Source organism: Spirosoma endbachense (genome assembly GCF_010233585.1).
GTDB classification, from domain to species: domain Bacteria; phylum Bacteroidota; class Bacteroidia; order Cytophagales; family Spirosomataceae; genus Spirosoma; species Spirosoma endbachense.
This window is the reverse complement of record NZ_CP045997.1, coordinates 8,684,665-8,709,180: the sequence shown is the minus strand read 5'-3', so window position 1 is coordinate 8,709,180 and position 24,516 is coordinate 8,684,665. Positions and strand designations below refer to the sequence as shown.

Annotated in this window: 14 protein-coding genes; 10 read left to right on the top strand and 4 right to left on the bottom strand. The window is 46.9% G+C overall.

Going from position 1 to position 24,516, the window contains the following annotated elements; translation table 11 throughout:
- The first annotated feature begins 129 nt into the window (after positions 1 to 129).
- Both GJR95_RS35240 and GJR95_RS35235 read left to right on the top strand, forming a co-directional pair.
- Positions 130 to 3,315 carry a SusC/RagA family TonB-linked outer membrane protein gene (locus GJR95_RS35240; protein WP_232540963.1) on the top strand — a complete coding sequence of 1,062 codons (3,186 nt, stop codon included), beginning with the start codon at positions 130 to 132 and terminating at the stop codon, positions 3,313 to 3,315.
- A 15-nt stretch (positions 3,316 to 3,330) separates the two neighbouring features.
- Positions 3,331 to 4,839 carry a RagB/SusD family nutrient uptake outer membrane protein gene (locus GJR95_RS35235; RefSeq protein ID WP_162390317.1) on the top strand — a complete coding sequence of 503 codons (1,509 nt, stop codon included), beginning with the start codon at positions 3,331 to 3,333 and terminating at the stop codon, positions 4,837 to 4,839.
- A 284-nt stretch (positions 4,840 to 5,123) separates the two neighbouring features.
- Here GJR95_RS35235 and GJR95_RS35230 read toward each other — a convergent pair whose 3' ends face one another.
- Both GJR95_RS35230 and GJR95_RS35225 read right to left on the bottom strand, forming a co-directional pair.
- A complete protein-coding gene (locus GJR95_RS35230; protein WP_162390316.1) occupies positions 5,124 to 5,768 on the bottom strand; it encodes a response regulator in 645 nt (214 codons plus the stop codon).
- The gene (locus GJR95_RS35225) at positions 5,743 to 8,829 is read right to left on the bottom strand and encodes a sensor histidine kinase (RefSeq protein WP_162390315.1); all 3,087 of its coding nucleotides are present in this window, start codon (positions 8,827 to 8,829) and stop codon (positions 5,743 to 5,745) included. The genes GJR95_RS35230 and GJR95_RS35225 overlap by 26 nt, the downstream gene beginning before the upstream one ends.
- Before the next feature lie 273 nt (positions 8,830 to 9,102).
- On the opposite strand from GJR95_RS35225, the gene GJR95_RS35220 reads away from it, so the two are divergent.
- The 6 genes from GJR95_RS35220 (at position 9,103) to GJR95_RS35195 (ending at position 18,078) form a co-directional block, all read left to right on the top strand.
- Entirely contained in the window at positions 9,103 to 9,861 is a 759-nt protein-coding gene (locus GJR95_RS35220; RefSeq protein WP_162390314.1) for an HpcH/HpaI aldolase family protein, read from the top strand.
- Between the two features lie 85 nt (positions 9,862 to 9,946).
- Positions 9,947 to 12,043 (top strand): hydantoinase/oxoprolinase family protein, encoded by a 2,097-nt coding sequence (locus tag GJR95_RS35215; RefSeq protein ID WP_162390313.1) that lies wholly within the window; start codon positions 9,947 to 9,949, stop codon positions 12,041 to 12,043.
- Between the two features lie 77 nt (positions 12,044 to 12,120).
- Complete coding sequence (locus tag GJR95_RS35210) at positions 12,121 to 13,803, top strand: hydantoinase B/oxoprolinase family protein (RefSeq protein WP_162390312.1); 1,683 nt, start codon at positions 12,121 to 12,123, stop codon at positions 13,801 to 13,803.
- Positions 13,804 to 13,899: 96 nt separating this feature from the next.
- Entirely contained in the window at positions 13,900 to 15,090 is a 1,191-nt protein-coding gene (locus GJR95_RS35205; RefSeq protein ID WP_162390311.1) for a class I SAM-dependent methyltransferase, read from the top strand.
- Between the two features lie 69 nt (positions 15,091 to 15,159).
- The gene (locus GJR95_RS35200; protein ID WP_162390310.1) at positions 15,160 to 15,519 is read left to right on the top strand and encodes a hypothetical protein; all 360 of its coding nucleotides are present in this window, start codon (positions 15,160 to 15,162) and stop codon (positions 15,517 to 15,519) included.
- Positions 15,520 to 16,086: 567 nt separating this feature from the next.
- Complete coding sequence (locus GJR95_RS35195) at positions 16,087 to 18,078, top strand: hypothetical protein (RefSeq protein WP_162391988.1); 1,992 nt, start codon at positions 16,087 to 16,089, stop codon at positions 18,076 to 18,078.
- A 194-nt stretch (positions 18,079 to 18,272) separates the two neighbouring features.
- Here GJR95_RS35195 and GJR95_RS35190 read toward each other — a convergent pair whose 3' ends face one another.
- Together GJR95_RS35190 and GJR95_RS35185 are read right to left on the bottom strand one after the other, a co-directional pair.
- The gene (locus GJR95_RS35190; protein ID WP_162390309.1) at positions 18,273 to 18,662 is read right to left on the bottom strand and encodes a hypothetical protein; all 390 of its coding nucleotides are present in this window, start codon (positions 18,660 to 18,662) and stop codon (positions 18,273 to 18,275) included.
- Positions 18,663 to 19,703: 1,041 nt separating this feature from the next.
- On the bottom strand, positions 19,704 to 22,043 hold the full coding sequence (locus GJR95_RS35185; RefSeq protein ID WP_162390308.1) for a glycoside hydrolase family 3 protein: 2,340 nt from the start codon (positions 22,041 to 22,043) through the stop codon (positions 19,704 to 19,706).
- A 686-nt stretch (positions 22,044 to 22,729) separates the two neighbouring features.
- Here GJR95_RS35185 and GJR95_RS35180 point away from each other — a divergent pair.
- Together GJR95_RS35180 and GJR95_RS35175 are read left to right on the top strand one after the other, a co-directional pair.
- Entirely contained in the window at positions 22,730 to 23,161 is a 432-nt protein-coding gene (locus tag GJR95_RS35180) for a MarR family winged helix-turn-helix transcriptional regulator (protein ID WP_162390307.1), read from the top strand.
- A 1-nt stretch (position 23,162) separates the two neighbouring features.
- Positions 23,163 to 24,494, top strand: coding sequence for a TolC family protein (locus GJR95_RS35175; RefSeq protein ID WP_162390306.1), 1,332 nt, complete (start codon positions 23,163 to 23,165; stop codon positions 24,492 to 24,494).
- The last annotated feature ends 22 nt before the right edge of the window (positions 24,495 to 24,516 follow it).

Genomic DNA, 24,516 nt, shown 5'->3' with positions numbered 1-24,516 from the left:
AAACGACCTCATACAAACTTTGAGTAGTCTGCCGACTCTGTAACCAACTAGTCGGCATCTGCATGCCAATCAGCATACACCTGCTTGAAGGACTTCCCTAGTTAATCACCTTAACCCAACTAACTGACTATGATGAATCCGTACTTTTCACCCCCTTTCAAACTGATTTTTGCTTTTTTGTTGGTTTTGAGTTCATTATGCCCTGGCCCTGGCTTGTCTCAACCAAATCGACAAGCCAATAGTAATCACCAACCGGCTGACTTGCTACAGGTACGTGCTCCCGAAAACGAAAATCGAACCATCACAGGCACCGTAAAAAGTGAGACCAACGAGATCTTGCCTGGCGTGAGCGTCATGCTGAAAGGCACCAGCCGGGGTACGACAACGGACGCCAAAGGGATCTATAGCCTGACCATTCCAGACGAGACTGGAACCACTATTACGTTGATTTTCTCGTTCGTAGGCTACCTCAATCAGGAGGTACTTGTTGGGAATCGTTCTACGATTGATGTGCAACTGGCTCCCGATCAAAAAACGCTCAATGAGGTCGTCGTGGTTGGCTATGGCGTCCAGAAGAAATCGGATCTAACGGGGGCGGTTGGCACCGTCAAAGCGGAAGTGTTGCAGCAACGACCGGCCGCTTCGCTGAATCAGGGGCTGGCTGGCCGGATTACGGGGGTCAACGTATCGGTCAATTCGGGACGTCCGGGCGGTCGCTCCAACATACGTATCCGTGGTAATACGTCCGTTAGTGTGGCCAATAATCCACTTTATGTGATTGACGGGGTTATTCTGAACGCTACCGGATTAGCCAATGGCAGCACGCCTATTGATTACCTTAATCCGAATGATATCGCTTCCGTTGAGGTGCTAAAAGACGCTTCAGCGACGGCTATCTACGGGGCCAGGGGCGCAAATGGCGTTATTTTGGTAACGACGAAACGGGGTAGCCAGACTGGAGGACGGATCACCTATGATACGGATTTTAGTACCGGCGTACTTCCCCGTAAGATTCCTTTGCTGAACGCCAAAGAGTTTCTGCAAGTAGAAGATGTTGCCTATCAGAATGCCCAGAAATTCGATCCGGTTGGCTGGGCGGGGGGAAAGTATAAAGACCCTAGACTGAAACGAACGAATCCCTTGCTGTTTGATGCGAACGGTAATCCACTCTACGATACAGACTGGCAGGATGAATCCTTTCAGAAAGCATTCACCCAAAACCACCAGTTGGCTTTTGCCGGGGGGAATGCTAAAGATAGTTACGGCATCTATCTGGGTTACCGGAACGAAAACGGCCTGGTTAGGGAGTCGTATCTAAAGCGATTTGCCGGTCGGTTTGTGTTCGATAGCCAGCTTAAAGACTGGATAAAAGTAGGCGGTTCCTTAAGTTATAATGATCAAAATGAAAATCAGGTCGATCCACTGGGTAATGGTGGCATTATTGTCATGAGACAAGTACTGGAAGCGCTTCCCATTATTCCGGTCAAGTATCCAGATGGACGATGGGCAGGCAATGAAGACTACCCGGGTATGGAAGGGGGCGGTAATCCGATCAATATTCTGAAGGATCGGTTTTATTACCTGAAAACCCAGACGATGCTGGGGGATGTGTACGCCAACCTTAAACTGACCAAAGACCTCGAATTACGAACCACACTCGGCATCAACATTATCAATCAGGAGACCGATGAGTACAATGGACGTACGCTGAACTATATATCCCGGAATCAGCTTGGAACGGCCAGTGTTACCAATGAACGACATAATTCATGGCAGGTTGAAAACTATCTGACATATAATAAACGGTTTGCCAAACAGCATGCTCTCACAGGGTTGTTAGGAATAGCCTGGCAACATGTTGATCGGTTTACCAGTCGAGCGGCTACCCAGAACTTCCAGGACGATTATTTTCAGTTCTATAATTTAGGCGCCGGTTCAGTGCCACAAGCGCCCAGCTCTAGTGCAGTCGGTTATGGATTAAACTCGTATTTCGGTCGGATGAATTATGGGTTTAAAGACAAGTACTTAGTCACCTTCACCGGGCGTATCGATGGTTCATCGAAATTCGGTGCGGCCAATCAGTATGCCTTTTTCCCGTCTGCTGCATTGGCATGGCGGGTCATTGAAGAAGGTTTTATGAAAAACGTTCGGGCCGTTTCTAATCTGAAACTACGGGCCAGCTATGGCGTTACGGGAAACTCAGAAATCACCGCTTATCAGGCTCTGGCCGGACTGGGTAATTATGCCGTCATTTTTGGGGGAGCCCGGACGGTAGGCATTGGGGTAGGGCGACTGGCCAATCCGGACTTGCGCTGGGAAAAGACACAACAGGTTGATGCGGGGGTCGAACTGGGTCTGTTTCAAAATCGATTATCGCTTGAAGTGGATGTCTACCGGAAACTGACCAGCGATATGCTGCTCAATGCGCCGGTTCCGTATAGTAGTGGCTACGAAACGGTTACCCGCAATGTGGGTAGTATGGAAAACCGGGGCATTGAGTTCGCCGTGAATAGTGTCAACGTAAAGACCAGGGATTTTTCCTGGCATACAACGTTTAACATTTCCGTCAATAAAAATAGAGTGGTTAAGCTAACAGGCGGTTCCGACATTTTTATTGGCTCGACAGTCGTTCGCGAAAATGAGCCAGTCGGTTCATTCTTTGGGTTTGTTCGTCCGGGGGCGGGCACCTGGGGAACTGCCGAAGAGTCTGAAGCGGCTAAATACTTAAAAAGGCCAGGGGATGTCAAGTATCAGGATACAAACGGGGATGGGGTGATCAATAACAATGATCAAGTTATTATTGGAAAAGGTATTCCCGATGGCTTCGGTACGTTACTGAACAGCTTCAAGTATAAAAACTTCGATCTCACCGTCGACCTGCAATTTATGTATGGGAACGATGTGCTCTTTAGAACCCAGCGACCGACTGAAAATCGGCAGGGAATCGCGAATAGCCTCAAAACGGTCTTAAACGCCTGGACGCCCGACCATCAGAATACGCACATTGCCCAGTTAAGGCCCGTATCGGCTGGCTACGACACCAATGATGATACCCGCCATATATATGATGCCTCGTTTATACGGGGGCGTAACCTATTACTAGCCTATAACTTCTCTCCGTCGATCACGGAAAAAATACGGCTTAGCCGACTACGGGTGTATGCCTCCGTGCAGAATTTTTTCCTGAAAACAGCTGAATATAAGGGCTATGACCCTGAAGTATCGACGAGTGGCAGTGCCTTTGATCAGGGAGTCGTTTCGTTTGACTATCCCAAACCCAGAGTATTTATGATTGGTCTCAATATTGGCCTGTAAACTATCCCCTTCACAATGACTTCAATACGAATTAAAACCGCCACCAAGTGGCTATTTTTTGCCAGCTTATTCCTGGCAGGATCAGCTTGCTCCGATTTTCTGGCAGAAAGCGATAAAAGTAATTTTACCACCGACAATTATTTCACCAAACCGGAGCACGCGACCAGTGCCATCAATGCCATTTATGACAATTTAAAAAACACGACTGGTGGTGGATTTAATGGAGCACCCTGGATGATGCTGGAATTCGCAACGGGTTTGGCCAATACGGAATTAGGACAGGCCGTCAATAGCCTGTACGTTCGGAATTTGACCAATACATCGGATAATGAGTATAGCCGGGTGTATTGGGTCAGCTGCTACAAGGGGATTGCCAACGCAAACCTGGCCATTGCCAGGATTCCAGCGATTGCCATGGATGAAGTGGCCAGGAAGAAGGCATTGGGCGAAGCCCGTTTTCTGCGGGCTTACTACTACTATAACCTGGTTCAACTATTCGGGAAAGTACCACTGATTCTGGAGCCAATCGATTTAAATTCGCCGACACTCTACCCTGGCCAGTCCGATGAAGAAAGTATTTATAAGCAGATTGTCGATGACTTATCGGTGGCCGAATCGTCTGGATTACCGTTTCTGGATGCATCCGGACGTGTCTCGACAGGGGCTGCCAAATCCCTGTTAGCTAGTGTCTACCTGACCATGGCCGGCTATCCGCTACAAAAAGGAGCCGAATACCATAAAAAAGCAGCGGATAAGGCGAACGAGGTTATCTCGTCGAATCAGTACAGTTTATTTACAACGTATGACGATTTACATAATCCCGCCAAAAAGAACATTGGGGAAAATATTTTTATGGTGCAGTTTACGGCGAATATTCAGCCCTCTGGTTGGCAAACGTCCATCATTCCCTATAACCAGGGAATCTCGGCTTACTCCGATGAAACAGGGGCTATTTTCGCCCAGAAGGAATTCGTAGAGTCCTACGAAACAGGGGATTTGCGCGCTCAGGAAAAGCAATTCTATTATCGAAGCTATACACTAAGTAATGATCGCAGCAAGACTATTGATTTAGGGGGGTATTATATTTATAAACATTTCGATACGCAAGCCCATCTGACAACGACCAGCAGTGATCTGAACTGGCCTTTGTATCGCTTTGCGGAAGTCTTGCTGATCTATGCCGAAGCGGCCAATGAAGTGTCTGGTCCCACCACGGCTGCCTACGAGGCCGTTAACAAGATTCGGCGAAGGGCGAAATTACCTGATCTGGCCGGCTTAACGAAAGAGCAGCTCCGGGAATCGATCTGGCGGGAGCGTTGGTACGAACTGAGCTTCGAGAATAAAACCTGGTTTGACATGGCCAGGCTTCGTAAGGCCTTCAATGAGTCCACCCGAACATTTGATGATTTTGTTGGGCACAAGTTTTCATATGGGCCTGTTCTCAAAGAGAGAGAATTGTTGTTTCCTATTCCTACGGCCGAAATCAGAAACAATACCAAATTGCAGCAAAATAAGGGCTATTGATCCAGTAGGATGCTGATTTCAGGACCGTTACTGATTTAAATCAGTAACGGTCCTGAAATCATTATTTGATATACAGTATCCTTGCCAATGTACTGAGTCATGCCGATGCCAAGGGGAAAGTAGGAGCCGACAGAAAGTAAATAAACAAAAAGGTCGTCCCGTATGAGCGAGACGACCGATGCGTCAGGTGGTCACCAACAATGTGGATAGAATTTTAACAAAGCTACTTTAGCCTAATTGAGAGGGCAATACCCGGATTCGGGTATATTTATAGACCGAGTAGACTATAGTCCAGTTTCAACAGCGAATCGTACTAAATCGGCTATCGTATTGATGCCAAGTTTAGCGTGAATGTTCTTCCGATGGGTATCAACGGTGTGCTGGCTGAGGTGTATCTTATCCGCTATCTGAGGGCTGCTCAATCCGGCTTTTATATACCTGATAATTTCAACCTCACGGGGAGATAGTTTGTATTTTTTCAGAAAAACGTCATCAGCGTGGTTGCTAAATTGTTTCTTGTCAGCAAGTTTGGGATCGAAATACATTAACCCCTGCGCCACCGACCTGATAGCCGTTAGCAACTCATCTTTGCTGGATGTTTTTAGCATATACCCTGATGCTCCGGCTTTTCGAAAATCTTCAATATACCGATTCTCGCCATACATACTCACGATCAAAATTCGTTGAGTACCCAGTTCAACTGTCAGTCGGCGTGTGAGTTCAAGGCCGTCAATTTCGGGCATATTAAAATCGATGATCAGAACATCAGGCTGAAGTTTGACTACCTGTTCTGTGGCTTCGCGGCTGTGGTAGACCTGGCCTGCAATAAGTAGGTCAGGAACATCGGCAAGCATCAGGCTCAGTCCATCGTTGAACAGACGATGGTCATCAATAATTAAAATACTAATGATGTTGTCCGACTGCGTCATAAGGAATGTCGAGCATGACGGTATAACTCTGAGCGTTGCTATCCGTAGTTAATACGGCATGCAGGTATTCTGCCCGATAAGTTATGTTTTTTTGCCCAATTCCTGTAGTCATTTGATCAGAAAAAACTACGTTCAATTGTTTATTATCCAATGGAGTTTCTACAAGTAGACTTAATTGGCGGGTATGATAGCCTAATTGCACGATTGCTAATCCAGGCCCACCGTGCTTAAGCGCATTTTGAACCAGCTCGGCAATGATTCGGTAGGCAACCAATTCGCGCTCGGGTTTTAACCGACGAACATCGCCAAAGAGAATAAACTCAAAATCGGTTTTAGAGGAGCGATTGGCCCGATCTACAAGCTGTGATACAACATCGGGTAAAGCATATTTCTCGAACTCAATGGGCATCAGATCATGGGTGATGGTCCGGAGGTCGTTACTGGCTTTGTCAAGCAGGCCGTATGCGCGTGCCACTTCAGGCATTTCAGTGGCTACCGTGAGTCGTTCCTGGGCTATTCCTAATATACCTTTAATCGCGGCTAGTGTATTTCCCACGTCATCGTGCAGGTCTCGGGCAATACGCCGACGTTCTTCCTCCTGAGTGGCCAGTGTATTAGTGAGTAATCGCCGTTGTCTGGCGAGTTTCTGCCGGTTATAACTAATTATCAAAAAGGCAATGAACGAAGCAATCAGTAATAAACTCAGAAGCCAGAACCACCATTGTTGCCAGAAGGGTGGCTGAATCGTTATCTGTAGTTTCGTAATAGGAGTCAGTTGGCCGCGAGCATCCATCGCCCGAACATGAAACACATAATTGCCGGGTGAAAGCTCGGCGTAGCGAACCTGATTGGCATTGGAAAGCGGAACCCAATCCCGGTCAATACCAGATAAATGGTAGAAAAACTGATTTTTGCCCCGGCTGAAATAATCTAATGCTGCGAGGCCAATCGAAAATGTGTTTTGCTGGTGGGTTAAATTTACAGTGCCCGTTTCACCAACGAATCCGTCGGACTTAAAAGGTTGATCATTGACCTGAAAGCTTACAATCCGTACCGGCACCTTGGCTTTATAAATCTCTAACTGATCCGGGATAAAGTGATCCAGCCCATGTACGCCACCAAAATAGAAAGTCCCGTCTGTGCTGATCATGGCCGCATGACTATTATATTCCCGACCTTTCGTAGACACTACCGAACTGGCTTTCCCTTCATCTGGAAAAAACTTGGCCAGTCCATTGTTCGTACTTAACCAGAAACGCCCTTTTCGGTCTGGTAGCAAACAGTAAATGACATCGTCGGGTAATCCTTCCCGAACGGTATACGTATGAATTGCTTTCCGGGTGGCTGGGTCGAAACGAACCAGGCCGCGATCAGTGCCAAGCCATAAACAATGGCGGATTGAATCCCGGTAAATCGCCATGATGTTGTGGCCAGGCAGGGTTACATAGTCCTCCGTGAACTTGCCCTGCTGGTATCGGTAAACAATAAGATCCTGATCGCGCCGACCCGTATATAGCAGGTTCGTTACCGGATCAAAATACAAGGAGCCGAAGTAGGTGCCTTCAGGATCAATCCGGCTTATTGGTTTAAGATCAGGACTTAACAAGTACAAACCTCCGTAAGTAGCCATGACAAAGCGGCCATCGGGTAGTTCCAGAAGCCCTCTGGCAAAGCGGCAGTCAGGTTCATCACACAACGGATTTGGTACCTGGATAAATCGATCCAGTTTAGGATCGTAGCGAAGGATTCCCTGTAAATTAACCACTAGAAATTGTCCGTTTAGCGTTCGAATAATTTGCCGGACATTTCCCTCCGTTGTGACACCCTGTTCGGCTGAGTAAGCTTTCATTGAGCCCGTCGTAGGGGAATAGTAACGGATACCACCATCGGTCGTTCCTATCCAGATACCGCCATGCTCATCTTCGCACAGACCTCTGATGGGGTGATTGTTGAGATCGGTAATGTCGGCAGGATTATCCGGTAGTGTTTCGATCGTGTAGGCATTCGGGAAAATCACATCGACGCCAAACGGATCGCCGTTTGTCCAGACCAATCCCAGATCATCGACATAAACATCGGCAATCTGGTTGGTTAATAGTGAATTAGCCTTTGTCGCGCCCGGTGTTATTTCGCGCAGTAAGGTCATCTTATCCGGATCATAAAGCCATACACCTGACCCTTCAGCTCCTATCCACCAGCGTCCCTGCGCATCTTCGTCCATACTAACCAGGCGATATTGAGAAATACCCAACCGTAGTGGATGATGACGAATCAGTTTCGTCAGGCTGGCATCGAACTCAAAAATGCCCTGTGGTCCGGCCAGGCAGTAATGACCATAATGTGGCCCTCGGACATGGCAATGATGAATGGACTGAAGTAAGCGTTCGGGGCGGTGCTCGCCAGCCGCCACGTTACGTATAGGTTGGTCGGTTGGCTGACCTGTCAGAAACGTAGTAAGTTGGTGCGTTTGGTAGTTATAACGGGCAAACCCCATTGGCAACAGGTAGATAAGCGCCTGTTGATCAACCTGATGTTCGATCCACTCGGTAGTAATACTGAATTTTGGTTTTACGGACGGATTAATGTTCGTTTTTCGCCCGGTTCGGTAATTCAGCTTCATAATACCCTCTCGGTTGCTGGCATACCAAACCGTTGAATCATCGGCAAAAAAAGGCTCCTGAAGCGCTGGAAGGCGTTTGCCTTGCCGGTCGGTAGCGTATATTCGCTGGAAGGTATTGGTTCGGCGGACATACTGATTCAGGCATTCTTCGGTACCAACCCAAAGATCGCCGGAGGGCGTTTCTACAATCCCTCGAACCTCTCCTTTACCAATCGTTGTTGAATCCCGGTCGTTGAATCGATAGACGGTGAATTGTGTACCATCAAAGCGATTCAGGCCATTTTGGCTACTGATCCACACAAATCCGCGCGAATCTTTACGAATGTAGAAACACGATCCTTGTGATAATCCGTCAATAGTGGTCAGGTGGCGAATTGCAAATGGTTGTTGTGCCAGGCTGGGTTGCAATAGAGCAATAAAAATGAAGAATAGCCAGCGCATAAACAAGTGGAGAAAGAGGATCTAAATCTAAGCGAGAATAAGGAGTTGTGAAATACCATGAACCCGGTATTTCGTTAAGAAGTATGCGTTTTAATAAAGAATAGCTATGCGATTGTCTAACCAGTGTAAAGCTTAGCCTATTCTATATATTCGGAATCGATTCGGTCGTATCTTGCTGCCCAAAACGGACCGATGGTAATTGATCGGCCCGTACTTCCTGTGACCCAATGAAAATTAGCGAAACGGAACAATGGAGTTCGTTTTGCAGACTCTATGAAGCAAAATATTGTTAAAACCCGGCTCAAAAATGGCCAGCCTGTATTGGGCGTTCTCTCGAATAGCACCGACCCTACCGTTGCCGAACTCTGCGGCTTTTCGGGTCTTGATTTTTATATGATCGATGGGGAGCATAGCCCCGTAACAACAGCGCAGGTGCAGGACATTGTGCGGGCCTGTGAACTGAGCGGTATTACGCCTTTAGCCCGTGTGCGGAGCAATGACCCTAAACTGATTTTGCAGTTTCTGGATTCGGGTGTGATGGGTATCATGATGCCGGGCGTTAAAACAGTTGCGGAAGCTGAAGCATTGGTTCAGGCGGTGAAGTATCCACCGTTCGGTAAGCGCGGCTTTGGCCCGGCCCGATCGTCAGACTATTTGCTGGGAGAAATGAATCAGGGAGAATACGTGAACTTTTCTAATGAGCAAACGCTGGTTTTACCACAAATTGAAGACCGCGAAGCCATTGACAATCTGGACGATCTGCTGACAGTTGAAGGCGTTGATGGATTTGTGATCGGGCCGCGCGATCTGGCGATGTCGATGGGGTATTTTGATGGACCCGGTCATGACGAAGTAAAGCGAACGATAGCGGGTGTTGTCGAGAAAATCCGTAAAGCGGGCCTGATCGCTGGCACGACCGCTGCTACCGGCGATCAGGCAAAAGCTTTGATTGACCGGGGTGTTTTGTTTTGTCTGAATTCATTTGCTGGGCTGCTGAAATCTGCCGCTGGTGAATTTATGAAAGGACGATAAAGAAGAATAGGGTCTTTGCCGTAACACATCTACTGGAAACGGCAAACCACCTATTGAGACCTGCACACTGCCTACTGCCTTTCGTATGTACAAACTTGGTATCGACATCGGCGGAACATTTACAGACCTGGTCCTTCTTAATGAAACGACCGGTGAGCTTAATTTTAATAAAACGTTGACTACCTACGATAATCCTACCAATGGTGTTATTGCTGGTGCAACAGATTTACTGAGTCGGGCAGGACTTCAATTTCCCGACATTGGCACGATCATCCACGGGACCACCCTGGTTACGAATGCCATTATCGAACGAAAAGGCGCTAAAACCGGCCTGATAACCACGCGCGGATTTGAAGACGTTCTCGAAATAGGGCGCGAATATCGCTACGACGTATATGACCTTCAGATTACCATGCCGGAGCCGCTGGTGCCGCGTACTTTGCGATTTGGGGTTTCGGAGCGGGTAGATTATCAGGGAAATGTGCTGACTCCGTTGATGGAGGACGATGTCGCTCACATTGTTGAAGAACTTGTTGGGCGGGGCGTTCAGTCGATAGCGGTCTGTCTGCTCCAGTCGTTTACCAATCCTGTGCACGAACGGGCGCTGGGCAATTTCATCCGGCAGCGTTATCCGGAGATTTATGTCAGTTTGTCGGTGGATATCATGCCCGAACTGCGTGAATACGAGCGCACCTCCACAACGGCAATGAATGCGTACGTGCAGCCGCTGATTGATCAATACCTGAATGCGTTGAACAGTCAGCTTACTGAAATTGGCTTTTTGGGTAACCTTCAGATCATGCTGTCGAGTGGGCGGCTGACTACCGTTGATGGAGCTCGGCAAAAGCCCATTCAACTGCTCGAATCCGGCCCGGCCGGGGGAGCTATGGCTGGTGTGTTTTTTGGGAAACTTACGGGGCATACTGACATCGCTACCTTCGATATGGGAGGAACTACGGCGAAAACATCGTTGATTTTTAATCATCAGCCTGAACTGACAAACGAGTTTGAAGTAGCTCGTGTAAGTCGATTCAAAAAAGGCTCTGGATTGCCCGTCCGAATCCCATTGATTGATATGACTGAAATTGGCGCCGGAGGCAGTAGCATTGCTTACGTAGACAAACTTGGTCTGTTGAAAGTAGGTCCGGAAAGTGCGACGACCGAGTCGGGGCCAGCCTGCTATGGACGAGGAGGCACACGGCCAACTGTTACCGATTGCGACCTCTTGCTGGGGTATTTAAACGAAGATTATTTCCTTGGTGGCAGCATCCGCTTAGACAAGGCCGCAGCTCAGCACGCTGTAGAAGAGCATATAGCCAAACCTCTTGGCATTAGTGTTCGGGAGGCCGCAATGGGTGTTCACCGAATTGTGAACGAGAACATGGCCAATGCGGCCCGTGTCCATATTCTGGGGAAAGGGCATGATCCCCGTAACTACAGTTTACTGGCCTTTGGTGGAGCTGGACCCGTTCATGCCTTCGATGTAGCACGGTTGCTGGGATCGCCGGAGTTGATTATTCCGGTTGGAGCTGGCGTAACATCGGCGCTTGGTTTTCTGGTATCGCCGACTGCTTCCGAACGGGTTCGCAGTTACGTGTGTCCGATTGCCCGTCTCGATTGGGCACGGCTGAACGATGTGCTTGCCGATATGGAAGAGGAGGGTTTTCATTTTCTGGAGCAAACAGGCCATAAATCAGCTGAAGCTACCGTCACACGTATGGCTGATATGCGGTATATGGGGCAGGGACATGAAATTTCGGTCAGAGTTCCCAATGGAATTCTTTCGCCCCTGTCAATGGTCGAACTCGAAGCCAGTTTTGGCGAAGAGTATCAACTTCGGTTTGGTACCACAATCGACAATGCCGTTATTGAAGCGGTTACGTGGCGTGTTATGGTTAGTAGTCTTCCTGTATTCTTTAGCCCTAAGCGAGCAAACATCGAGCAAAAGCGGATTGAAGGCGGTAAAGATTTTTCGGGATTGAAAGGATATCGACAGGTGTATTATAGCGGAGATACCGTTCCCTGTGCCTGTCCGGTTTATGATCGCTACCAAATCCGGCCCAACGAATATTTATCCGGTCCGGCTATCATCGAAGAAGTAGAGTCGACGGTCGTTATTGGCAATCGAGCGTATGTGCGGATGGATGAGCACAGAAATCTGATCATTAGCCTGAAACGATAAGCCACTATTGATCCATGGTTTATCGATGCTGGTAATGAGTTCGGCGTAGAATAGAGTCTTCCTAATTATATTCAGTCATGCAGCCAGCAGATCCAGTTAAAACTTACGATGCCGTTACGCTCAGTATTCTATGGGCGCGGCTATTGGCTGTTGTCGATGAAGCGGGTATTACGTTGAAACGAACGGCTTTTTCGACGGGCACCCGCGAATCGAACGACTTTGCTATTGTGCTTATGGATACCGATGGGAATTCGGTGGCACAGTCAGCTACCAGCGTGCCTGCCTTTATGGGTGTGCTGCCGATGTTAACGAGAGCTTTACTGTCCGATTACTTCCCGGCCGATACCTGGCAGGCTGGCGATGTGGTTATAACGAATGATCCCTGGCTTTGTGCAGGTGCGAAAGCCGACGTGGGTTTAGTTACTCCTATTTTTCGGTCGCAAAGCGATTTCGGCGCTATGAAATTGATCGGTTTCATTGGCTGTATTGCTCACTCCCCCGATATGGGCGGTATTCTTTGGGGAGCAGGAGCTCGTGATTTATATGAAGAGGGATTGTTAATTCCGCCGACCAAACTGTATGAGGCCGGAAAGCCCAATCAGTTAATATTCTCGCTTATTGAGGCTAATGTCCGGGCCGCACAGCAAACCCTTGGCGACATTCGGGCGCAGGTTGCTGCGAGCGAGCAGGGGATTCGCTCGCTCATGCGCATGATGGATGGACATCAAATGGATGATCTCGTGGCTTTGGGCGATCAGGTGATTCGGGCATCGGAACAGGCAATGCGGGAGGCCATCAGGAAGGCTCCCGATGGAACGTATCATTATTTTTATCCGGCTGATGGAGATGGCCTCGACGAACCTGCACATATCAATTGTACCGTCACGATTCAGAACGATGAGATACGTGTAGATTATGCCGGAACGTCAAAGGCACACTCACTGGCAATAAATGCCGTCTTTAACTACGTATATGCTTATACTGCCTATCCGATTAAATGCGTATTCAGTCCGGATGTTCCATCTAATGAAGGCTCATTTCGACCCATCAGGGTTTCGGCCCCGAAAGGCTCGCTGCTAAACGCCCAGCGACCGGTTCCTTTGGGTGGGCGTTATGTGACGGGTAATCTGCTTCATGCTCCCTTATTCGGTGCTCTGGCGCAGGCCGTACCCATGCAGGTGCAGGCCGATTGCGGCTCTGCCTGCTGGAGCATTGTTTTGAACGGCCAGAAAGAAACGCTCGTAAAGACAAAAAAGGGGATTGAAAACCGGAAGATGGAATTCGTTGAATACTGTTTCCTGAATGGAGGCTATGGCGCTCGCCCAACCATGGATGGTATTAACACGTTAAGTTTTCCGACCAATGTAGCCAATGTTCCGATTGAAGTGCTGGAACGGAATGCACCGGTGCTGGTTACCGAAAAATCGTTACGGGCCGGAACCGGTGGGAATGGTCGATTTAGAGGAGGCTTAGGGCAAACATTCAGCTTTCGCATGGTTGGCAGCGAACCAATCACGATATCGATACTGACCGAAAAACTAAAAACTCAGCCACATGGACTTTTGGGTGGCGATGCGGGAAAGGGCGGTGCTCTACATAGCACACCAGAGCGGTTTTTACCACCCAAAGGTCTGGCTAAATTACGTTTTGGCGAGGAAGTAATCCTCCAGTTGCCTGGGTCGGGCGGATATGGCCCGGCAACTGAACGGGAACTGTCCGCCATTGAGCGAGATCGGGATTTGGGGTATATTATTGATTAAATAGAAGGAAATTTGTAGTTATTCGATGAAATAAAATAGTCTAAAACCTTTCAGGTAGCTGGCAGTTATCAGTACAAAGCAAAACTGAATAAACTAATGAATAGAACCGACGAAAAGGCGCAAGCCATTAACCTGCCGCCGGTCTATAATCATGTTGAAAAACACGGTGCTTTCCCAGAGATTTCTCACGATGAAAACGCCCGTTTCAATTTTCTGACCAATCTCAATCGACATCTTGCCACTGTTGTAAAACCAGGCAACAAAGTGGCTTTCGACAAACGTATAAAACCTTGGTTTCAGGCGCGAACCGGCCATGATTTTCATACACCGGCAGAGGTAAAAGAGGCTATGCAGCAAGATACATACTATCAGATGTCGAGCGCATTACGTCGAGCAACGCTGGAAATGACGCAGCAGGCAAGTCGGTCTATGGTGCTACGCCAAATTGATAGCCTTGCCGATAAAGCCAGCTATTATAATGACCAGCGCCCCGAAACACTAACCCTGAATCCGGATCTGGAAATACCTCATTACCTGAAGGTAGTAGACTATCACTGTTTACCCGGAGGTTACTATACTGAATACATTGCCGGAGATGTAGCCAATGCAGCAGCTGAAGATGCCAGTTTTTTTGTGACAACATCGGGCGAATTTGGCGAACTTTCTGATGGTAGCGGTAAAGCCCTGGTTAACTGGCTGACGCACAATTATCCAGAATTCAAGCCCCGTCGCATTCTGGATATAGGCTGTGGAGCAGGTCTTAATACGCTGCCCTTAGCGATAGAAAACCCTGATGCTGAGGTAATAGGCATTGATGTCAGTGCGCCAATGCTTCGCTATGGACATGCACGTGCGGTTTCGTTGGGAGTCGAAAACGTTCGGTTTATACAAGCGAATGCCGAAACGATTCCCTTTGACAATGACTCCTTTGATTGGGTTCAGTCGACCATGTTTCTTCACGAAACCTCGATCAGGGCTATAAACAATATTGTCCGGGAAGTTTATCGTGTACTAGCATCCGGCGGATTGATGCTTCATGTAGAGCATGCACAGAATACGGCCGAGATGTCTTTATTTGACCAGTTTATGCGTGACTGGGATACATTTAATAACAACGAACCATTCTACCGTGTTATGCATCAAATGGATAAAACGGAATGGATGAAGTCGGCCGGTTTCCAGTCTGATAACCTATTGCAATTTGGAATTCCTATTGTCAATAATAACCACCAATTAGTAGGAAATGGCTTCCAGGCCCGGCAAAACGTATTTGGTGCCTGGAAATAAATCCAATGAGTTGGTTACGGTTTTTATTTTAAATGCATCTTTTTAAAACAGAAATCATAAACTGTCATTATGATTAATGAGATTCTGCTTTCGAATAATAAAGCGAAAGGCCAAAGACCTTATTTTTTTAGTGATGAAACAGTCGAACGAGTGCTAACTATTACGATGGCAGTAGCTGGTGAATTAGCCGTTACGCGCGAACGTTTAGATACCTTGGAACGATTGTTGCAAGTGAAACAGGTAGTAACCGATGACGAAATAGAATACTTTATCCCAACCCCCGAGCAGGCACAAAAACGGCAGCACTGGCACGCCGATTACATTGCCCGCATCCTTCGTATCGTACAACAAGAACTCGAAGCCATCCAACAACCGGATGAAAACAACCGAAATATGGAAGAAATCCTAGAAGAATTGGGAAGAAGCTAGGAAAATGAAAGTTATATGAAACCTTTTGTTGGGGATTTAGCAGTTAATACCTATAATTGGCCGGTCAAACAATATCCGCTGTTATAAAAAAGAACAGCTTTATTTCAACAAAGGATCATAGTTGAACTGGTTAACGGAAAAAGGATTACCAGCTATGGCTTTTAGCAGACCACTCCACACTAATTTATAAATATTTTTCCAACGGATAGTGCCTCTAAGGAATCTTAAAGCAATAGGCTGACTAGAAGACTTTTGGGTGATTGCAGCTTACCAGTGGAACCAATTCTTTGTAAAAAAACAGTCTTGTAGAGCAAATTTGACCGTCTTTGTGCTAAAGTTATAATAGCTTTGTGTGGCAAAAGAAACATTAGTCCGTCTAATAGCCATTTGAAGAATTATAGCGTTTAAGCACTTAACTGAAAAGTAGCAAAAACTACTTGACAAGTGGTTTGACCGTTCCATAAGTTTCTTTAATGGCTTTTGGGAGAATTAAAGTTTAGTTTGAAACATTGCGTCAAAATTAATTACGTACCTATGCGAACATTTATCCAACGACACCCCCTGCGGATGCTGGCTGGACTCGTGTTGCTGAGTTTTGCTGCCCCTTTCGGCACACAGGCCCAACAGGCCGACACTGTTCGGACTAATACCCCGACAACAACTAATCAATCGTACCCGCGAGAGAATATCTATCGCCTGGGCAAAGGAGTTTATACCGACACTTTACGTCGGGATGAATTCAAGGCTCAGGCTAGCGATGTGGCTGAGCTGGATGATTGCGATACCACATTTCAAACCTTTGTTCTGGTTCGCCGGCTCTCACCCTGGCGTGTTGGGCTGTATGCAGGACCGAACTTCGCTTATTGCGGTACCTGGGAAAATACGTTTGGTCCAACTAAACGGGATAATACCTTATACAACGGTGCCGGTTTTAACGTTACCGCCACTGTTCAGTATTTCTTTACCCCAGCTACCCGACGGCTTCGTTTTGCTTTAGGATCGGCTTTCGGTTATCAGAACTACATTACCCGAAACATTTATCGCGATTACCTATACGGATTGGCAGCTGCGCAAGGCGTTAACCGTGATCAGGTGACAATCCGCCAGCGTGCTTCGGAAGATATGTTCCTGACCGTCGGACCAGCTATCACGTTTACCCTGGCCCGGAGTCGTAAGAATCCTGATGCCACTACATTCATTGAGGCAGGGGCTTATGGTGGATTGTTCCGAACAGAAGCAGCTACCATCTCGGCTTTCATCCCATCGCAGGGTGGTATTATCTCAAGTGGCCCACTTGTTGAAGGCGGTCGACTGATTCGTACGGTCAATCCAAGTTCTAACCTGTATCACTTAGGGGCAATTGGAAATCTGGCCATCTTCTTCCCAATTGGACGCAATAACTGGAACATCGGTATCCAGGGACAAGGATTTATCACAAAACTGAACTACCTGATCGTTAACGGTCAGCAGGATGTTCTGTATGAATTCAAGCGTACACATGGTGGTTTCAGCGCTGGTTTAGCCGTACGTAAAGGCTTCGTTCAGAAAAAGCTGATTCCAAAAGCACCAACGGTTTGCCCAACCTGCGACTCGATTCCAGAACTCCGCGTGAAGTTTAATGGTAATACGCTTAAAGGTGTATCGCTCGCATTTGTTGACAGCACAAACGCACAGCAAATGCCGCCTGTTGACCTAAACGCACCCGCTCCTGTTATCAGCTGGCGCAGCACGACTCCCAATCCGAAGAACGAAACATTCACTGCCCGGTTGTATTACCGTCCGGACTCTGTAGTTGCCGGTTCTTCTGATCTGGTAATTGCTCAACTGGAAAACACAACGGATACAACACTGACATTCCCGACTGCTTATTTCTCGAAGGGTCAGGTAAATCCAGGTTTCTACTACGTAACGGTACACAACCGCCAGAATGCCAAGTGTGGTTCCTGTATGAGTGAAGTCGCTACGACGAGCTTCTCGGTTATTCGCCCAAAAATTCCACCTCGGCCTGAGTGCGAATACCGTCACCGTCTGGAGCGTCTGGAAGTATACTACCGTACTCCATACACACGTGAAGTGGCTAATGTCTGCTACTGTAATGGTACAATCACATCAGTTGGCGATACAGTTACCCGCCTACGCTACCGTGGTCTGAATCGCAAGCTGGCAACCAGCGCGATCGAGTTTGATACCAACACGGTTATCCTGAACCTTCGCGATCTGCCAGGTGATTTAGCTCAACAGTTCCAGGCTGAGAAAGCTAAAATCGAAAGCGGCAACGCAATTCGTTACAAAGGCCGTCGGGTACGTCCGCAAGTGCAGTACTTCAAAGCTATATTCACAGTCACGAAACTGCCATGCAACGGTCAGCCTGAACAGCCAGTGGGTAGCTTCAACACGACGATTAGCGACAACAGCTACTCGATCACTGACCTGAAGCCACTGACAGATGAACAGAAAGCCAAATTACTGGCACCGCCTGCACCGGTTAAGAAAAAAGCAACGCGTCGTCGGGCTGGTAACAGCGGCCGTCGGTCAGACGTGATGTTCGGTGTCGAATAGGATACGTAACAATAAAAAAAGCCGGAAGCCAACGCTTCCGGCTTTTTTTTACGACGAAAAGAGAACAAACACTATAATGCACAAGTACTAAAGATAAAAGCCAGCCTATACTGTAGGCTGGCTTTTATCTTTAGTACTTAATTTCAGTTATTGATTAACTGAAGAAGGATCTATTCTCCTTTTATACCAGTCGGCTAAGGAATAAGCAATCCTTTTACCCATTGCACTAGCGCTGAGTTCGACTTTATCGTTGGCATATTAGGGGCCAGTTGATTTGTCGAATTCGTGTTCAGCAACTGGCTGGCTTCAATTCTGGTAACTGCCTGAGCAAGCGGCTCTCTGCTTAAAACCTCATCGTAGAACCCTCGTTTAGCCTGTTGAAAACGCTTGGGAACTGTTGAGTCAATCGCTGTCAGGTCAATCGTGTAATAGCGAAAATAATTCTTTTTGCCAGTAAAGAAATAGATCTTCTCATATTCATCGGAAGGGCCAACAACAACAATTCGTTCGCATCGACGAATCGCGTCTTGAACGGCTTTATTTACGAACTGAATGCTAATGCTGGCAAATGACGATTTTCTCATAGTAAAAAATAAGTTGGGTTACCATCTCTATCATTGAGGTGATATACCTATCAGAGATTGTTGCAACAGTTTATTAACTCAGGCTATACATACCCAAGCTATACGTTATAACAAAGATTAGTGCTTTTGACTGCTGCTGCCAGTCAATCTATCTGAATGCCTGAATTGCCAGGCTAAATCGCCTGTTTTCACTGCTGAATATTCCCCCTTACCATGGATATATGGGTTTCCAGCCGATGAAGCAAGAATTCAGACCATTTACCTTACTACAGTAGGGGATAAATTCTCGCAACTAGAGGGAGCATGATATCTGGCTGTTATGGCTATAGGCTGCCCCTGACTCAGTTCCCAGTCCTGGCATGTGTCATTCCAGTCAAATTGTAGCAGATAGTCGCTCAGTTGGCCACTTTCACTTCTGAGAGAGATAGGTAAGGTGATAAAACGAAGCTTATGGTTCGGATTCTCAGGCAGAGCCATAAAAACAATCATAAGCTCATCGATACTGATGTAATAGGTTGGGTACTTACTATCCATAGACTTTCTCCGGCGGGTTATCGGCGTAAACTAATGAGTGGATTTCATAATTAACTGGCCGGCAACTACTGAGTAGCCAATTTCCCATGATAAGTATCTTCTCATTTGTTTAAATAATGGGTACTAATTCTAGCCAGGAAGTTTTAGGCCTTTTGGCTAAGGCAGAACAGTAGCCTGCTATATTAATAAAGCAACTGTACTAGTATAGACTGGTTGGCTATCAATTAGTAACAATGAGTTTATAGTTATTTGCAGGAAAATCTTTATGAATGGAATTTTTGCAGCAACTGAAGATTTGACGAATTCGCTTTTCGGGCTTACCCGGAAAAAACAAAAGCCCTATAATGCATTCCCACGCTAAATCTCTGTTAACTTAACAAGAGGGGTGAAGCACAGGGAAAGCACTACAGAGCCAATACGCACTTAAAAAAACAAGAAGAAACAGGAAGCAATGGTATCGTTTTTTCGGTTGACTGGTATGTCACATTAGCTATGTCAACACCGATTTCATTTCATGCTAAGTGCCGCTTTCTTGTATTTAGCTGTGCGGGCATCCTGAATGACACCTTTCCAGTTTAGTCCATACCCGAAATCATAAACGTTTCCTTCGGAGTCAATATAAGACTTCATGTCACGCGGAACATCTTCAGACTGGGCTTCTACAGTCTTCATGTCGGCTGGAAACTGCATCGGTAGTAAAGCCGATGGCTCACTGGCTCCTGTTAGAATATCCAGCAAAGCCTGATCCAGAACACCAAAGTGTGCCAGTATTGCATTCGACTGTTTTTCAAATTCTCCAACTACCGTTGGATTCGATACCTGTAGCGAAACAATTACAGGTTTGCCTTTCATTTTTGCGTAAGTGTCGTTCACCATGCCCAAGTCGGTACCGTTGATTGTTTTTGCCGTTTTGCCGTTGTAAGTCCGGTTGGTGAATTTTTCGAGCGGGTCGCCACCGCCGATGCTGGGATTACGTGTCCCCTGCGCTGTATAATCACCATATTGAAGACTTACAGGAACATAGCCGGTACCACCAGATTTTGCATCATCGCTATTGTAGCCACCACCTGAATTCGGACTTTGGATAAACACCAGTGCGTAATCAGCTTCGTCGGGATTGTCCGTAACGGTGAAGTACTTCTTGACAATGGCCAAATTGACAGGATATTCCAGCTTTTCGGGCGTTTCCATCCCCAGAAAATTGCGGCCTGCGGGCGTAAATCGTTTGGGTATGTACACTGTTTTTCCTTTCGTCAGTGGCAGGGCTTTTGCCTTATTTTTCAACAGCACGACCGATTGCAATTGTGTCTGGTAACCTGCCTGCATAAATTCAGGCTTACCGACTACACTACGAGACGTTTCTGGTTCGAGGTATGGGTTTTCAAACAAACCGACCTGAAAGATATTTTTCAGCAACCGTACTGCCGATTGTTCAAACCGTGCCCGCATTGCCGCTTCGCCTTTTTCTTTAACCCCCATTTTATAGGCTTCAATTACAGGCCCAGCATCGTTGTTACCACCAAATTGGTCGGCTCCCGCCAGTAGTACTTTATAGTGACGCTCCGGGACCGATAGTTTTTCAACACCCCACGATTTGCCCGTCAGAAAGACGTCAACGGCTGTTTCGTCGGCTGTTATCAGCCAGTCGGTGCAAACCACACCATCATAGTGATACTTGCCCCTCAATAAATCACCAATGATGTATTTATTGTAGCTATTGCCGACATTCTCGCCATATTTTTTGTCCTGATTGAACGAAATGGTATAATACGGCATGACCGCTGATGCCGTACCTGTTTTTCCACTGAGTTTGAAGGCACCTTCGGTGAAGGGGCGAAAATGCGATTCAAAGTTCTTCCCTGGATAAACGGCATATTTTCCATACCCATAGTGTGCATCACGACCACCTTCGCCAGAACCACCACCTGGCCAGTGTTTAACCATTGCATTTACACTGTTGTAACCCCAGCCTCCGGTTATTTCCTTTGCGCCGACTGAGGTCTGGAAACCATCAATGTAAGCGCGGGCCATGTCGGTAGCCAGTTGTGGGTCTTCACCAAAGGTGCCACTTACCCGGTTCCAACGTGGATCGGTTGCTAAATCGACCTGTGGAGAAAGGGCTGTGGCAATGCCCAGTGCCCGGTATTCAGTGGCGGCAATCTGGCCAAATCGTTTCACCAGATCCGGGTTGAATGTAGCGGCTAGTCCCAATGAACCGGGCCACATTGAAATTGAGCCACCAGCTCCGGCATTGTATTCGGCATCGGCTCTCGTACTGTGACGTGGGTCTGAACTACTGTTGATCGGAATTCCCAGACCAAGGCTTTCTACCAGTGCCTGAGCATTGTTATTCCACTGCGCGGCTGCTTCCGGACTTTGGACCGACGTAACCAATACATGGCGCAGGTTGTCTTTGGTCAAAAACTCCCGTTGCTGATCGGACAAGTCAGCTACATTCGCGCCACTTTGCGCAAATACTTTTCCGCCATATGTACCCGCAAAAGGTCCACCAGCTGGGGCTGGAATCGGCTGATGTTTGCTATAAAGCATTAGACCGGCAATTTGCTCAACCGATAATTTCGAGGCCAGGTCTTTGGCGCGGGTTGCAATGGGTAATCGCCAGTCTTCGTAGGGGTCCAGTTTGGCGTTTTTATTTAGGTCTTTAAACGCCAAAGCATCGACGGTTAGTAGCTTGACTCCAGAGGCTGGAGAGTACCCCAACGTTTGCCCATCTTTATTGATCACCTTGGTCCAGACTCCAATTTTAGTTTCCGTCCAGTTTTGACCAAACCCAATCGATACCGACAGCAACACAAGCAGACTGGCGGAGGTTATTACACGTCTCATACGTTAGTTTTAGGTTAATTAAAGGCATTGATATAGCCCAATCAATAGGAAGGGGGCCTGATACATTTCAGGACTTTTGCTCAGAACTGTGCCACGGTTATTAAGACATCAACAGTAACCGTGGCACGGTTCTGAGCAAAAGTCCTAAGTTCATTAAAATAATTATTTTTATCATGTACAGAATACAATTTACTACACAAATAGGACATCTAGATATTTTACCTAAAAATTGATAGCAGCTGCGTATTACAACCAGTATGTCAATTAAGTATCGACTCCATTAAAGCCGATTGTCGACAATGAATTCGGTTGACATTACTACCAACTAGCTTTTATTCTAAAACTTTGCTATAACAACCAGTGCTCCGGTATTAGGAGCGCTGGTTGTTATAGGTGAATACTGCTACTAAGCCTCAGGCGTATCATTTTATCTTGATTTTGGAGCTTAAAATTCCATTAAAAATTTGCCTCATGCCGGAAATAATTTTACTTATTTTTCAAAAAATATATTGATATAATATTTTTAAATACTTTATTATGAGATAGTTATGGTCAGTTTTAATGCTTTTTGTTGAAAATTTATTATTGAAATAATCTAATTTATGCATTAGAGGCTCCTGAATGTCGTTTGCACAAAACTTGTTTAAACAAATGTTGGTTATACCTTTGTTACACGATTAGAAAACATGGGAAATCAGTTCAAAAATGAACACCATCGGCTCATTGCCAACCTGCACCAGACTGATGGATACATCTTTAACCATTTTCAGCAGAAACTATCGCCGTTCGATTTATCGGTTCAGCAATACATCGCATTGCGTCGGTTATCGGAAGTCTATCCGAATAGTCTGAGTGCCGGTGAACTGAAAGAAAAAATGACTGATCTAAACTCAGACATGACTCGACTGACTGATCGGCTGGTAGCAAAAAGCCTGATTAGACGGGAGATCGATCCACTGAATCGTCGGCGGGTCAATCTGCGGCTTACGCCAGAATCGCATCAATTTGTCGAGAAAGTAGCACTTGAATTTAAAGATTTTGAATCGATCCTCAGCCACTTAACTGACGAGGAAGTCCGGATAATGAACACACTCCTTGAAAAAATTAGAAACCGTTAACATGAAAAAGTACATCATAGGAGTTGGATTGTGGCTAACAGGCATAGGCCTAACAGTTGCGCAGACAGCGCCAGCTGTGGTGCCTCTGGACAAAGCAATCCAACTTGCACTGCAAAACAATAAGGGAATTAAGCTGGCTGATTCGCGCACGCAGGCTGCCGAAGCTCATTTACAGGAGACAAAAGATCGTAGTTTGCCACAAGCTAATGCATCGCTGGCTTATTCACGTTACAGCCTGACCGGGCCGTTTTCGCTGGGAGCTGGCAGCGATGGAAAATCGGCATTGACGATACCGGCTGGCGCATTCAATGCAACAATGGGTGGAGTTACAATTAGCAAGGAAGTATTTGGAGGTTTTGCCGAAAAGTCGGCCGAGCGGTCGGCTGATTTGCTGGCTAAAGCGAGCCATCTGGATGCACAGCGAAATCGTTCCGAACTTGTCTATACGGTAACCGATGCCTACTACAACATTGTTAAGCTGGCGCGTTCGATTGGCGTTATTGAGCAGAATATCAAACAGTTCGACGAAAAAGAGCGTGAAGCTTCGAATCTACAGAAAGAAGGAATCGTGACAGCCAACGAAGTGCTGAAGATTCAGTTGCAGAAAAACAATTTGCAATTGAGTCGTTTACAGGTCGAGAAAGCCCGCCAGACGGCTCTTTACAACTTTAATTTGCTGGTTGGTCTGCCTGAAGACCAGACTATTGCGATTGATACCACGCTGGCCAATCCAGTCGTTACGGCCGAGCCCCTGAGTTCATTTCTGACACGGGCGGTGCAGGCCCGGCCTGAAGTACAGGCAAATAGTTTACGGGTTCAATCGGCTGAAGCGATGCTTCGCAATACGAAGAGTATTATGTATCCGCATCTGGGTGTATCGGCTGGCTACAATTACATAAACCCCACCGCTCAGGTTATTCCGGAGGGGGGAGCATTCATTAGCGCCTGGAATGTAGGAGCGGGGTTGACGTATAACATCGGTTCGCTGTATAATCTGAAAGGGAAACTGCATGGTGCCCAAACCGCCATTGATCAGGCGAATCTGCAAAGCCAACAGCAAACCGATCAGATTCGGAGTGAGGTCGTTACGGCCTATAATAACTACCAACTGGCCCTCGAACAACAGAATGTAATTCGTACGTCTGTCGGGCAGGCGCAGGAAAATTATCGCCTTACGGAATCCCGTTTCCGTAATGGACTGGTTGGTTCAACTGATCTATTAGAAGCAGACAGCTTTCTGCTTCAGGCTCAACTTAACGTCATTAATGCCACCGTGGACGCACAGCTTGCTTACCAACGCCTGTTAAAAGCCACTGGCAACAACCTTAATTAATCTTGTTTCGACAATAGCATAC